At 69.6% G+C, this 13222-nt stretch carries 12 protein-coding genes; 6 read left to right on the forward strand and 6 right to left on the reverse strand.

The window, feature by feature from the left end; all coding sequences use genetic code 11:
* Nucleotides 1–27: 27 nt before the first annotated feature.
* From ACFWJ8_RS06570 to ACFWJ8_RS06585, 4 genes are all read right to left on the reverse strand, one after another.
* Nucleotides 28–1755, reverse strand: a complete 1728-nt coding sequence (locus ACFWJ8_RS06570) for a glycoside hydrolase family 9 protein (protein WP_378810001.1) — start codon at nt 1753–1755, stop codon at nt 28–30.
* A 2-nt stretch (nt 1756–1757) separates the two neighbouring features.
* Nucleotides 1758–2681 carry a carbohydrate ABC transporter permease gene (locus ACFWJ8_RS06575; protein WP_378810002.1) on the reverse strand — a complete coding sequence of 308 codons (924 nt, stop codon included), beginning with the start codon at nt 2679–2681 and terminating at the stop codon, nt 1758–1760.
* A gap of 10 nt (nt 2682–2691) precedes the next feature.
* Nucleotides 2692–3630, reverse strand: a complete 939-nt coding sequence (locus tag ACFWJ8_RS06580; protein WP_378810003.1) for a carbohydrate ABC transporter permease — start codon at nt 3628–3630, stop codon at nt 2692–2694.
* Nucleotides 3631–3697: 67 nt separating this feature from the next.
* Nucleotides 3698–4981 carry an ABC transporter substrate-binding protein gene (locus tag ACFWJ8_RS06585; RefSeq protein WP_378810005.1) on the reverse strand — a complete coding sequence of 428 codons (1284 nt, stop codon included), beginning with the start codon at nt 4979–4981 and terminating at the stop codon, nt 3698–3700.
* A gap of 164 nt (nt 4982–5145) precedes the next feature.
* On the opposite strand from ACFWJ8_RS06585, the gene ACFWJ8_RS06590 reads away from it, so the two are divergent.
* From ACFWJ8_RS06590 to ACFWJ8_RS06600, 3 genes are all read left to right on the forward strand, one after another.
* Nucleotides 5146–5892, forward strand: a complete 747-nt coding sequence (locus ACFWJ8_RS06590) for a sugar phosphate isomerase/epimerase family protein (protein WP_378810006.1) — start codon at nt 5146–5148, stop codon at nt 5890–5892.
* Between the two features lie 97 nt (nt 5893–5989).
* On the forward strand, nt 5990–6763 hold the full coding sequence (locus tag ACFWJ8_RS06595) for a GntR family transcriptional regulator (RefSeq protein ID WP_378810008.1): 774 nt from the start codon (nt 5990–5992) through the stop codon (nt 6761–6763).
* Nucleotides 6764–6817: 54 nt separating this feature from the next.
* Nucleotides 6818–7873, forward strand: coding sequence for a Gfo/Idh/MocA family protein (locus tag ACFWJ8_RS06600; protein ID WP_378810009.1), 1056 nt, complete (start codon nt 6818–6820; stop codon nt 7871–7873).
* A 57-nt stretch (nt 7874–7930) separates the two neighbouring features.
* Here ACFWJ8_RS06600 and ACFWJ8_RS06605 read toward each other — a convergent pair whose 3' ends face one another.
* Together ACFWJ8_RS06605 and ACFWJ8_RS06610 are read right to left on the reverse strand one after the other, a co-directional pair.
* A complete protein-coding gene (locus tag ACFWJ8_RS06605) occupies nt 7931–8821 on the reverse strand; it encodes a BadF/BadG/BcrA/BcrD ATPase family protein (protein ID WP_378810011.1) in 891 nt (296 codons plus the stop codon).
* Complete coding sequence (locus ACFWJ8_RS06610; RefSeq protein WP_378810012.1) at nt 8818–9834, reverse strand: SIS domain-containing protein; 1017 nt, start codon at nt 9832–9834, stop codon at nt 8818–8820. Before ACFWJ8_RS06610 ends, ACFWJ8_RS06605 begins: the two co-directional genes overlap by 4 nt.
* A gap of 169 nt (nt 9835–10003) precedes the next feature.
* Here ACFWJ8_RS06610 and ACFWJ8_RS06615 point away from each other — a divergent pair, with 169 nt between their 5' ends.
* The 3 genes from ACFWJ8_RS06615 (at nt 10004) to ACFWJ8_RS06625 (ending at nt 13141) form a co-directional block, all read left to right on the forward strand.
* Nucleotides 10004–11281, forward strand: a complete 1278-nt coding sequence (locus tag ACFWJ8_RS06615; RefSeq protein WP_378810014.1) for an ABC transporter substrate-binding protein — start codon at nt 10004–10006, stop codon at nt 11279–11281.
* Nucleotides 11282–11342: 61 nt separating this feature from the next.
* The gene (locus ACFWJ8_RS06620) at nt 11343–12227 is read left to right on the forward strand and encodes a carbohydrate ABC transporter permease (protein WP_378810015.1); all 885 of its coding nucleotides are present in this window, start codon (nt 11343–11345) and stop codon (nt 12225–12227) included.
* Nucleotides 12228–12235: 8 nt separating this feature from the next.
* On the forward strand, nt 12236–13141 hold the full coding sequence (locus tag ACFWJ8_RS06625; protein ID WP_378810017.1) for a carbohydrate ABC transporter permease: 906 nt from the start codon (nt 12236–12238) through the stop codon (nt 13139–13141).
* The last annotated feature ends 81 nt before the right edge of the window (nt 13142–13222 follow it).

Below are 13222 nucleotides of genomic sequence, written 5' to 3' on the forward strand. Positions count from 1 at the left end.
GCGGGGCCACGCGGCCGGTGCGCCCGGCTACCGCGTCGCGACGGCCAGCAGGAACCACGCGCTGTGCGGGATCCACTGCTCGGACCAGCGCCAGGAGTCGCCCGGCCGGTCGGGGTCGAGGAAGGCGATGCCGTGCTCGTCGTCGAACGCGCTGGTGATGCCGTTGACGATGCCGCCGGGCACGTTGGGGTAGTCGACCGAGTACTCGGCGTTGTTGCGTCCCCGTCCCTGCAGCATGCACACGTCGAACGGGTTGCGGCCGAGGATCCAGGCGACCTGGTCGTCGGCGAAGCGGTGCAGGCGTGCGCGCAGCGCGTCGTCCGTCTCGGACAAGTCCGCGACGAGCCGCGCGGCGAACGCGAGCGACGCGAGGGTGGCGTTCTCGCCCTGCCACCAGTAGCCCGTGTCGTTGTCGTGCGGGAAGAAGAACGCGTCGCGCGCGGCACCCCCGAGCGGCTGCACCCGCTGGCGCGGATAGCCGAACGGGTTGGCCACGGCGTCGGTGCGCGCGACGAGGTCCGCCATCGTCCGCACCGCGAGCGCGCGGGCGTCCGCTGCCAGCGTCGAGGACGGGAGCACGTCCGCGAACCGCAGGAGGGCGACGACGGGCAGTCCGGCCTCGACCGGGCTGAAGTAGGGGCGCCCGTCGTCCCACGCCTCGAACCATCCCGGCGCGCCGGGTGCGGCATCCCTCCGGTATCTGGCGAGCAGTGCGCGCACGCGCCGCTCGGCAGCCTCGATGACGGCGGGGCGCGGGTCCACGCCGGCGAGCTCGGCGGCCGCCAGCAGGGCGCACACGTCGTCGACCATCGACTCCGTGCTCGGCGTGAGGTCGCCCGAGGCCAGGTCGAGGCCGAAGAGGTAGTCGGCGTTGTGGCGTTCGAGGTCGTCGAACGCCCGGGTGGCCGCATCGAGGTACTCGGCCGCGCCGAACGCCCCCAGCGGCTCCGTCTCGGCCACCCGCGCGGCGCGCGCCAGCGCCGCGATGGCCACGCCGCCGCCGCCGCGGTACGAGGCCTGGTAGCGGTCCGTCCGCACGCACTCGGGCAGCGGCGCGTTGATCACGCGCTCCTCGAGGCGCTTGGTCAGGCCGTCGAAGATGCCGCTGTAGAACCAGCCTTCGGGTGAGCGGAACCGCACCAGGAAGTCGGCCCCGAACAGCCCCTCGTCGCGCAGGCGGGCCCCGACCACGCGATCGAATCGTGGATGCCGCGCCCGCAGCCGATCCCGGGCCTCGAACATCGCCCATACGCAGATCGGGATCTGCTGCGGGCTCATCGTCGGCGAGTACGTCAGGTGGCTGAGGAACTTGCTCGGGTCTCCGCTCGCGTCGAGCCATCCACCGCGCGCGTCGACCGTCGGCCCTCCGGGCCGGTCGATGAGCGACGCGTCGGCGTCCTTCGCGTCGATCTCGCCGCTGGAGCGCACGGCCTTGAAGGCGTAGAGGACATCCGACAGCGTGCTGCCCGGAATCCGATCCTCGGCGACCGTGAACGGCGCCGACGAGGCCGTCATGCCGTCCGCCGTGGCCTCGACGCGGTAGGTGCCGGCTTCGACGCGCCCGAGCTCGACCCGCGAGTACGCCCCGCCCTGCCAGGCGTCCACCGTCTCCGCCGGCGTGGCGACGAGGTCGGTGCGCACGCCGTCCGCGCTCACGAGGGTGCACGCGGGGAGGGATCCCGGCTGCAGCCCCGACACGACGACGGCGGTCGGAGCGCCGGCATCCCACCCCACGTGGGCGACGAGAACACGCATGGTCATCCCTTCAGCGCCCCCGCGAGGACGGCGTTCTCCATCTTGTCGGCGAACACCGCGTACACGAGGTAGGCCGGGATGAGCGTGATCAGGATGCCGGCGGCCAGCACGCCGTACTGCGCCGCGTTCGCGATGGAGAGGGTCGGCAGCGCGACCTGGGCCGTGCGCAGCGCCGCGTCGGGGCCGATGATCACGAGCGAGAAGAAGTACTCGTTCCAGAACGAGAGGAAGTTGAGGATCGCGACGACCGTGAGGGTGGGGATCGAGAGCGGCACGTAGATCGACCACAGCACCCGGAGGCCTCCCGCGCCGTCGAGGACGGCCGACTCCTCGAGCTCCTGGGGCACGGCGCGCATCGCCTGCGTCAGCAGGATCACCGTGAGCGGCAGCGCGGACGCGGGGAGGAAGAGGATGAGGAACTCGCGCGTGTGGAACAGGCCGATCGCGATCGCGAGCAGCACCGTCGGGACCAGCGCGGCGAACCCGGGGATGAGGAACCCGAGCGCGAACGTCCGCTCCACGACGCGGCCGAGCGTTCCCCGGGAGCGTGCCAGCCCGTACGCGGCGGGCAGGGCGAGCAGCAGCGTCAGCACCTCGGCGCCGAGTGTGACGTAGACCGAGTTCAGCATCGCCGTGCCGAGCGCGGCCTGGTCGAACGCCTTCGCGAAGTTGTCCAGCGTGAGCGGCGTGAACGGCGAGAAGGGCTGCTGGAAGATGTCGATGTTCTGCTTGAAGGCCGAGATCACCAGGTAGTACAGCGGCGCGGCGAGCAGCACGACGTACAGCCACACGCCGGCGTGGGCCAGGTACTTGAGCGGGCCGGTGCGGCCGAGCGCATCACGGCGGCCGCGGCGGCGTCGGCGCACGGGCGCGGCGGCCGCGTCGGCGAGCGTGGCGACGACGGGCTTGTCGAGGGTGGTGGACACGATGCTCCGATCAGTTCTTCTCGCGGAACACGCGACGGATGACGAGGATGCCGATGACGCCGATCACGAACAGCACCACGGCGACGGCCTGGCTGTAGCCGACCTTCGACTGGTTGAACGCGAAGTCGTAGACGAGGAACGACAGGGTGACGGTCGCGTTGCCGGGCCCGCCGCGGGTGAGCAGCAGCACGACGGCGGCGGAGGCGAACAGCGTCCACAGGAACTGCAGCATCGTCACGACGCCGATGAACTCGCGCGACATCGGCCACGCGATCGCCCACATGCGCCGCCAGTGGCCGGCGCCGTCGATCTCGGCCGCTTCGAAGACGGACTCGTCGATCGAGTTGAGGCGTGCGGCCAGCATCACCGCCGAGACCGACATGCTGCACCAGATGGTGACGATGATGATCGCCCAGAAGGCGGTCGTCCCGTCGGCGAGCCACGGGCGGGCGAGGTCGCCGAGCCCCACCGCCTTCAGGAACCCGTTGATCATGCCCTGCGGGGCGAACACGCCGACGAACACCATCGCGAGGGCGGATGCCGCCAACAGGACCGGCGTGAACATCAGGGCCCGGATGAACCGGTGCCCGCGGGGCTTGAGGGTGAGGTAGTACGCGATCATGAACGCGCCGAGCACCACAATCGGGAGCGTGATGACCAGCTGGAGGAACGTGTTCCACGCGGCGAGCCCCACGATGGGATCGGTGAACAGCTTCTCGAAGTTGGAGAGCCCGGCGGGCGTGCGCGGGGCGATGAGGCCGCGCCAGTTCACGGTCGAGAAGTAGAAGAGGCTCACCAGCGGCCCGACCGTGAAGACGAGGAACCAGATCAGCGCGGGGATCGTCGAGGTCAGCTGGAGCAGCTCGCGCCGGCGCTGCGAACGGCGCCGGCGTGCGGCTGGTGCGGTCGGCCGCGATGGCGGCGCGGAGACGTCTGCGGTGGCGGTCACGGAGGGTCCTTCGATACGGGTCGGGAGGGGACGAGGGTCCGGCCGCAGGCGGTCGGACCCTCGGGGACTACTGCGCGGCGTAGATCTCGTCCACGGTCGAGCAGATGGTCTGTGCGTCGGTGCCGGGGGTGAAGGCGATCGACGTGGCGCGGTACATCGGGTTGGACACGTCGGCCGGCACGTAGATGTCGGGCATGACCGGGAAGGCGACGCGCTCGGGGAACTCGATGAGCGACTGCGACAGCAGCGGCGAGTCGACGCCCGACGTGTCACCGCCGAAGTCGGCGACCGGGATCACGCCGCCCTCGTCGAGGATCGCCTTGAGCACGTCGTTCTCGAACATGTGGGTGATGAGCTTCTCGACCTTGTCGATCTTCTTCTCGCCGTTGGGGCTGATCCACCATCCGGCCGACGTCGAGCCGCGGTAGGCGATCGGCTGGTCGAACGCGGCGTCCTCGGGCAGCGGCAGGCCGCTGAGCACGGTGTTCGCCGCCACCTCGTCGGAGGCCGCGGGGAACGCCCACGATCCGAGCGGGGCGATCGCGGCCTGGCCGTCGAGGTAGGCCGCCTGGGCCTGGTCGGCGGTGTAGCCCTCGATGCCGTCGACGAAGACGCCGGCATCGCGCAGCTTGATGAGCAGATCGATGCCCTTCATCGCCTTGGGGTTCTCACACAGCCCGCCGTTGGCGTAGACGTCCTTGGCCTCGTCCTCGGTCATGTACGACTCGAGCAGCTGGAGGAAGATCTTCTGGCCCGACCAGTCGATGCCGCCGAAGACGACGGGATCGATGCCGGCCGCGCGCAGCTTGGTGGTCGCCTCGATCAGCTCGTCCGCGGTCACCGGGACCTCGTCGACGCCCGCCTGCGCGAGCAGGGCGGTGTTGTACCACCAGGGCCACGTGAAGCCCGAGTACGGGAAGGCGCGGAGGTTGCCCTCGCCGTCGGTCCAGTCCACGAGCGCATCGTCCGGGATGCGGTCGGCGATGCCCCAGTCCTCGATGTAGTCGTTGACGGGCACGACGGCGCCGTTGACCGCCCAGTCGAGCTGCTTCTCGAGCAGTCCCACGAGCAGCACATCGGCCTCGTCGCCCGCGAGCAGCGAGGTCTCGTACACCTGGTTCAGGTTGTCGCCGCTCTCGAGCACCTTGACCTCGATGCCGGTGTCTTCGGTGAACTGGTCGAACGCATCGAAGAGCGGCTTGTTCTGGGCCTGGCTCGAGGTCCAGTTGGTCTGCACGACGATCACGTCCTCTTCGGCGGCGCTGCCGCCGCTGCTCGCGCAGGATCCGAGCGCCACGGTGAGTGCGAGCACTCCCGAGGCGGCGAGGACGGTCTTCGGGGTCTTCCTCACAGCATTGCCTCCAGGGGGGATGCGCCGGCTTCGATGCCGGCTTGTTCCGTCATGGTACACAAAGGACTACCGTTGGTACTAACTGGTATGGCTTGCGGTAGCAATCGGGGTCGATGTCCGCCCCGCCCCTGCTCCGTCGCCGCTTCAACGACGAAGGAGGATCGGTGACCCGACTGCCTGCGCTCTCGGTGCAGACCTACACGGTGCGCGACGATCTCGGCCCGCGCACGGGCGAGACTCTGGGGCGACTGCGCGCCCTCGGCTTTGCCAACGTCGAGCCCTTCAACATCGTGAGCGACCCCGAAGGGCTCGCCCGCGACCTGGAGGCCGTCGGCCTGCGGGCGCGGACCGCGCACGCCAACATCGTGATGCTCGACCGGGAGGAGGTGGTGGCTGCCGCCCGCCGCCTCGGCGTCGAGACGGTCATCGTCCCGTGGGCCGAGCCCGACCGCTTCCGCTCGCAGGAGAGCATCCGGCAGCTGGCGGGTGAGATCAACGACGCCGCGCGCTTCGCGGCGCACCACGGGGTGTCGGTGGGGTATCACAACCACGAGTTCGAGTTCGAGACGCACGTCCGCGGGACACCGGCATGGGAGATCCTCGTCGACGAGCTCGACGACGACGTCGTGATCGAGCTCGACACGTACTGGGCGAGCGTCGGCGGGGCGGACGTCTTCGAGCTGATCCCGCGGCGCTCCACCCGAGTCCGCTACCTGCATGTGAGCGACGAGCCGCCGGAGGAGGACGATCCGCCGACGCTCGGCGTCCCCATCGCCGGTCGCATGCCCGAGGTCGTCGCGGTCGCGGCGCCCCACGTGGATCTCATCGTCGTGGAGATCGTCGTCGACGGCGACGTGTTCCCGCGGCTCGAGCGCAACGCGCGCTTCTTCCAGGGGATGCTGACGTCATGACCGTCCGTGACACCGATGCCCCCGCGGGCGCCGGCCGCCGTCGGGCGCTGATGGTACAAGTGGTATACATTTGACCGGAAATCGAGGAGGTTCGCGCGTGAGCGAGACACTCAACGGCGCGGTGGCGATCCGGCCCGACTACCCCGAAGCACTCTGGGTGCAGGCCCGCAATCTCATCGCCGAGCAGATCGCGTCCGGAACCCTTGAGGCGGGCCGGCGGTTGCCCCCCGAGCGCGAGCTCTGCCAGCAGCTGAACATCTCCCGCGTCACGCTGCGCAAGGCGCTCGCGAGCCTCGTGGAGGAGGGGCTGCTGAGCTCCTCGCACGGCCGCGGCTGGTACGTGTCGTCCGGAGTCGTGGACCGCGAGTGGCCCAACAGCCTGGAGTCGTTCACCGAGACCGCGGCCCGCATGGGGCTGACGCCGTCCTCGCGCGTGCTCCGCAACGAGATCGCGCCGGCGACCTATGACGAAGCCGAGGAGCTCGGCCTCGCGCCGGGCACGCCCCTGTTCGTGCTGGAGCGCGTGCGCCTGCTGAACGGCGTGCCGATCGCGATCGACCAGGCCCGCGTGCCCGCCGAGCTCGGCGAGGGGTTCACCGATGCCGACTACGCGTCGGACTCGCTGTACGACCGGCTCGACGCGGCGGGCGTCGACCTCGTCCGCGCCGAGGCGACGATCGAGGCCCGCGAGGCGGACGCGGTCGTGGCCGAGAGTCTGGGCCTCGCGGCGGGCGCTCCCATCCTGGTCATGCATCAGCTCGTCGTCGACGGCACCGGCCGCCGCGTCCTCGCCTCCGACATCCGCTACAGCGGCGAGCGCTACCGGCTGCGCACGGTCTTCACTCGGACGGCGGGGCACGGCCCGCGCTGAGCGGACGGCGAAATACCAGTTGTCCTAAGTGGTATTTCGTGGTTCACTGCGGGTATGTTCTCGCCTCCTCCGCTCATCCGGGTCGGCCTCATCGGCTCGGGCTTCATCAGCGACACCTACGCCGACGCCCTGCAGGACGTTCGCAACGCCGTCATCACCGCCAACTACTCGCGGGACCTCGTGCGGGCTCAGGAGTTCGCCGCCAAGTGGTGCCCCGACGCATCGCCGTACACGTCGATCGAGCAGCTGTGCGCCGACTCCGACGTGGATCTCGTGGTGATCGCGCTGCCCAACGAGGCGCACCTCGACGCCGTCCGCATCGCCGCCGCGGCCGGCAAGGGCATCGTGTGCACCAAGCCCCTCGCGCGTACGGCGGATGAGGCCCGCGAGATCCTCCGCATCGTCGAGGAGGCCGGCGTCTGGCACGGCTACGCCGAGAGCAGCGTCTTCTCGCCCAACGTCGCCAAGGCGCACCAGATGATCGAGGCGGGCGGCATCGGCGACGTGCTGTGGATGCGGGCGCGCGAGGCGCACTCGGGCCCGCACGCCGCGCACTTCTGGGACGCCGAGACCGCCGGCGGCGGCGCGCTGCTCGACATGGGATGCCACACGGTGGAGTCGGCGCGACACCTGTTCGGCAAGGACAACGAGATCGTCGAGGTCTTCGCGTGGGGAGGCACGCTCGCCCATGCCGACAAGACGACGGGGGAGGACTCCGCACTCGCGCTGCTGAAGTTCCGCGGCGGGCAGATGGCGTCGATCGAGTCGTCGTGGATCGAGAAGGGCGGCATGCAGCTGCGCCACGAGATCGTCGGGAGCGCCGGCCGCATCGTCACCGACACGTCGCAGACGCCGGTGTGGGGCTTCATCCAGAACCCCGTGGGCTACCTCGTCGAGAAGTCCGACGCCGACACCGGCTGGGTGTACCCCGTGCCCGAAGAGGCGCGCGCCTACGGCTTCTCGCAGGAGATGCGCCACTTCGTGGACAGCTTCGCCCGTGGTGAGCAGCCGATCGAGACCTTCGAGGACGGCCTGGTCGTGAACACGATCCTCGACGCCTGCTACCGCTCCATGAAGACCGGTGCGTGGGAGAAGGTCGTCTACCCCTGAACCTGCCATGTGAAGAACCCCTCGCCGCACGGCGAGGGGTTCTTCGTTGCACGGGTCTCAACCGATCCGTCGTGCGAGCTCGAGGGCGCCGTGGACGGGTGCGCGCGTGAGCAGGTGCAGGCGGAGTTCGGGATGCCGGCGCCCGAGGCGTTCGCGGAGCGCCTGCTGCAGGCGGGGCTGGGCCACGATCACGCCGCCCGCGGCGACGACGTCCTGGCCGACCGCCCCGCGTCGCAGGAGCTGGCCGACCAGCACCACGAGGTGGTCGGCGGCCGCGTCGATCACGGCCGCAGCGAGTGCCGAACCGGCGTCGGCGGCGGAGAACACGGCCGGGGCATGCGGTCCCCAGTTCGCCATGGTCGGCTCGTCGTTGACGGCACGGGCCAGGCGTTCGGCGTCTTCCACGTCGTACGAGGCGAGGAGCGCCGCGAGCAGGCCGTCGTCGCGGACGCCGTCGTCGTGGGCGCGCAGCGCGAGGCGCGTGGCGTCACGGACGATGCCTGCCGCGCCGGCCTCGTCGCCGAGCACCCAGCCCCAGCCGCCCGTGGCGAGCGGTGCACCGTCCACCGTCGTGCCGACGCCGATGGCGCCGGTCCCGGCGATGAGTCCGATGCCGTCGACGAGCCCTGCCGCAGGCACCAGGAGCGCGGCGTCGTTCACCCCGACGACGGTCGGATAGCCGAGTCCTGCGAGCTCCGTCACCACCCCGTCGACGGTCGCGGGGCTGTCGAAGCCCTGTGCGCCGACGGCCAGCACGGCGGCCGTGGCGCCGGGTGGGAGGGCGCGGCGGACGACGGCATCCAGCCAGCGTGCCCCGTACGCGTATGGCTCGGCATCCCATTCCGTCGACGCGATGACGACGTCGATCAGTGCGCCGCCGTCCACGGGCTCGGCGAGCACCGCCGCCTTCGTCCCGCCGACGTCGAGCCCGACGCGATAGGACGTCACGCCGACTCGCCGGAGGCGACCTTGGTGTCGTCGTGGTAGAAGACGAACTCCTCGATGTCGACGCCACGCTGCAGCGCGACGCCCTCGACGAGATCCTGGAGGACGACGGCCTCCAGGACGGTGCGCTGGGTGGTCGTCACGTCGGGCAGGCGGACGACGCTCACGAGGTCGGACTCGTCGGCCGGGATGTCGGTCACGAACACGACCTTATGCCCGGCGCGGCTCAGCGACTCGGCGACGCCGGCCTCGCGCTCGGAGCCGATCAGCACGTGCACGCCGTCGCCGGCGGATTCCATGGATCCGTGGAGGTACTGGCGCGTGCCGAACGCGGCAGTGGGCACCCGAGCGACTTCGCGGAACAGCAGGGCGCCGACCTCGGCGCTGCCGACCGACGGACCCGTCGCGGCGAAGTCCGCACCGGAAGCGCCGGCGAAGAAGCCCACGCTGCGGGCCACGGAGTCGGCCACCCGCGCGCGCAGGTCGGTGATCACATCGGGGATGCCGGACCAGCTGTCGTCGATCGCGCCGCCGTCCCACGCCTCGGCGACGAACGACACCGCGATCGCGGTCGCGGTGTAGCCCACGGTGGACGCGTAGCTGTCCGGGATGTCGCCGAAGTCGACGAGGACCTCGGCGACGTGGCCGATCGGGGAGTCGGCCTTGTTCACGATCGCCGCGCGCAGGTCGGGCCGCACGGACTCGAGCGCTGCGAGGGTCTCGGTGCTGCGACCGCTCTGCGAGATCCCGAAGACGAGCGACTCGCCGGCCGGAAGCGGGGTCGGGTTGTCGCCCGCGGCGAGCCGCCACGAGTCGATGCCGCGGTCGCGAAGGTGCCACACGCCGCCCGCCGCCGCAGCGAGGCTGGCGCCGATGCCCGTGAACACGGGCCCGCGTCCGCGCAGGCCGTCTGCTTCGCGCAGCGCGCCGATCTGGTCGCGGAGGTAGGGGATGGCGGTGGCCAGCCGGTCCGCCTGACTGCGTCGCGCCGTGGCGAAGCTGATGTATCCGTTCACGTGTTGCCCTGTCTTCGTGGTTGTAGACATCATAAGACCATAGTGGGTCAAATTCGGAAGAGTTAAATACCTCTTGCTACCAAACCGAATACAACATAGTCTGACCCCCACCTGCTGTTCGCCACCCGATGCACCGCAGGGATCACAGCACTGCTCAGAGAGGACAGACATGCGCACCACACCGCCCGTCATCGCCGCCTCCGCCGCCGTCGCGCTCGCACTGGGGCTCACCGGATGCGCAGCGAACGGGGGCGGTGACGACGCCGATGCCGTCACCATCACCCTCGCCACCTGGCGCACCGAGGACACCGCCATGTGGGAGGAGGAGGTCATCCCGGCCTTCGAGGCCTCGCACCCCGGCATCCACGTCGAGTACGCCCCGGTCGACACCAACGACTACAACGCGGCCATCCAGTCGCAGCTCGAAGGCGGCACGGGGCCGGACCTCATCATGTGCCGGCCGTTCGACGTCAACCGCCAGTGGATCTCGAAGGGGTACTTCGACGACCTCTCGGACCTCGACGCGATCTCGTCCTTCGACGACACCGCATTGACCGCGTGGGCCGGCGACGACGGGGCGCCGTACTGCGTGCCCGTCGCCTCGGTGCTCGCCGGGTTCTACTACAACAAGGCGATCTTCGACGAGCTGGGGCTGGAGGTGCCGACCACGCAGCAGGAGTTCATCGACGTGCTCGACGCGATCAAGGAGGACGGCACGTACGCGCCGCTCGCACTGGGATCGGCCGACGGGTGGCAGCTCGCGTACAACATGCTGTACCAGGTCGGTCCGAACTACTGGAAGGGCGAGGAGGGGCGGCTCGGTCTGATCGACGGCTCGCAGAAGCTCACCGATCCCGCCTTCGTCGAGGGCTTCACCGTCTTCGACTCGTTCAGCGACTACCTGCCGAGCGGGTTCGAGTCGATCTCGTACGAGGACATGACGCAGCTGTTCTCGCTGGGCAAGGCCGCCATCCTCCCCGACGGCTCGTGGCAGATCTCGCAGATCAACACGTCGGGCCTGGACGTCGGCGTGTTCGGCGCCCCGCCCGCGAACGAGGGCGACACGCGCTATCAGCAGGAGATGGCCGACATGGCGATCGGGCTCAACGCCGACAGCGAGAAGAAGGAGGCGGCCACCGAGTTCCTGGAGTGGCTCGGCACGTCCGAGTTCCAGCAGCTGTACGTGAACAAGCTGCCCGGGTTCTTCTCGATGGGCAAGGAGCCGGTGACCTACGACGACCCGCTCGCGCAGGAGTTCGCGGGCCTCAAGGAGGGGGCCGAGCTGACCTCGCGTCTCGCCCTCGACCGGCTGAGCGCCGGCCAGCCGCCGCTGGACGACGAGATCTGGCGCGTGGCCCAGCTCATGTACAACACCGGCATGACGCCGGAGGAGGCGACCGCCGAGCTGCAGGCAGGACTCGACTCCTGGTACGTGCCGGCTCAGTGACCGCTCGACCGGGGGCTGCGACATCCGCGGCCTCCGGTCACCCGACCCGAACGAGGAACGGATGATCCGCACCGCCGCCCGCTACCGGCTCCTGGCGCTGTTCGTGCTGCCCGCGCTCATCGTGTACACGGCCTTCGCCGTCTACCCGCTGCTGAGCAGCGTCGTGCTGAGCTTCTTCGACTCCGACACCGGCGCGAACGTGTTCGTCGGTGTCGAGAACTACGTCTTCCTCTTCACGGACCCCTGGCAGAGCGAGCGGTTCTGGAACGCGCTCGGCAACAGCGTGGAGTTCTTCCTCATCCACCTGCTCGTCGAGCTCCCCATCGGCCTGCTCATGGCAGCGCTGCTGACCTCGGCGCGGATCCGACGCTCGGTGGGCGTCTACCGGACGCTGCTGTTCATCCCCGCGACGCTGTCCGTGGTGATCGTCGGCTTCATCTGGCGGCTCATCATCAATCCGCTGTGGGGGCTCGTCGAGTTCCCCCTGCTCGGCAACGAGCTCACGGCACTCCCGACGATCTCGCTGATGTCGGTGTGGCAGTGGCTCGGCATCCCGATGGTGTTCCTCTACACGGCGCTCCTCGCGATCCCGAACGACGTCGTCGAGGCCGGGCGCATCGACGGGGCCAACGGGTGGCAGGTGTTCTGGCGGATCAAGTTCCCGCTCATCGCCCCGCAGTTCGGGCTGATCGTGGTGCTCACCTACATCTGGACCTTCAACGGCTTCGACATCGTCTACGCGCTGAACGGCTCGGCCCCGGGCCCGAACTACTCGACCGACATCCTGGGCACGTTCTTCTACCGCACGTTCTTCGGATCGAGCGGGCAGGTCGCCAACCTCGACCTCGGGGCGACCGTCGCCTCCGTGATCTTCTTCATCATCCTCGTCACCACGGCTGCGTACTTCTGGGTGCTGCAGCGACGGCTCAAGACGTACGAGCTCTAGGACCGCCGATGACTCAGACGCTCCCCTCCACCTCCACCATCCGTGTCGCGGACACGCCGACGGGCGACCTGCGCGTCCGCCGGCGCGGTCCCGTGGATGTGCTCACCAGCTCGACCGTGCACGGCATCCTGATCCTGTTCAGCCTGCTCTCGACCGTGCCGATCCTCATCGTCGTCATGAACTCGTTCAAGACGACAAAGGGCATCTTCGGCGAGCCGTTCGCGCTGCCGAACGCCGAGACGTTCAACCTGCAGGGCTATCTGAACGTCTTCGCCCGAGGCAACTTCCTGCTGAACTACCAGAACAGCATCATCGTCACGGTCTCGACGATCGTGCTGACGGTCGTGCTCGGCACGGCGGCGGCGTGGGCCCTCGTCGAGTACAGGGTGCGGATCGGCCCGGTGATCGCCGGGTTCTTCGTGATCGGCATCATGCTGCCCATCCGCCTGGGCACCGTGCCGCTGATCAAGACGATGACGGCGTGGGGGCTGATGGACACGCTCCCGGCGCTGATCCTCGTCTACACCGCGATGCAGCTGCCGCTGGCCGTCGCGCTGATGACGACGTACTTCCGCGCGGTGCCCACCGAGCTCAAGGAGGCGGCGCGCATCGACGGCGCGGGGGAGCTCCGCGTGCTCGGGATCACCCTCCCCATCGTGCGCGTCGGCATCGCGGCGGTGGCATCCATCACGATGCTCCCGGTCTGGAACGACCTGTGGTTCCCGCTCATCCTCGCGCCGGGCAAGCAGAACCAGACCGTGACGCTGGGCGTGCAGCAGTTCGTCGGACAGTTCCAGAGCGACTACCCGGCCCTCCTCGCGGCGCTCACCCTGGGCGCGGTCCCGCTGGTGCTGCTGTTCACCGTCTTCTCCCGGCAGTACATCGCCGGTCTCTCGAACGGCTACGGCAAGTAGCTCGCGTCCAGCCGGGCGGCCGGCATCCCGCACACATCTGGAAAGCGCTCTCCAATCGAGAGCCTGCACGATCGAAGGAGA

The organism is Microbacterium sp. NPDC058389 (assembly GCF_042722305.1).
GTDB lineage: Bacteria > Actinomycetota > Actinomycetes > Actinomycetales > Microbacteriaceae > Microbacterium.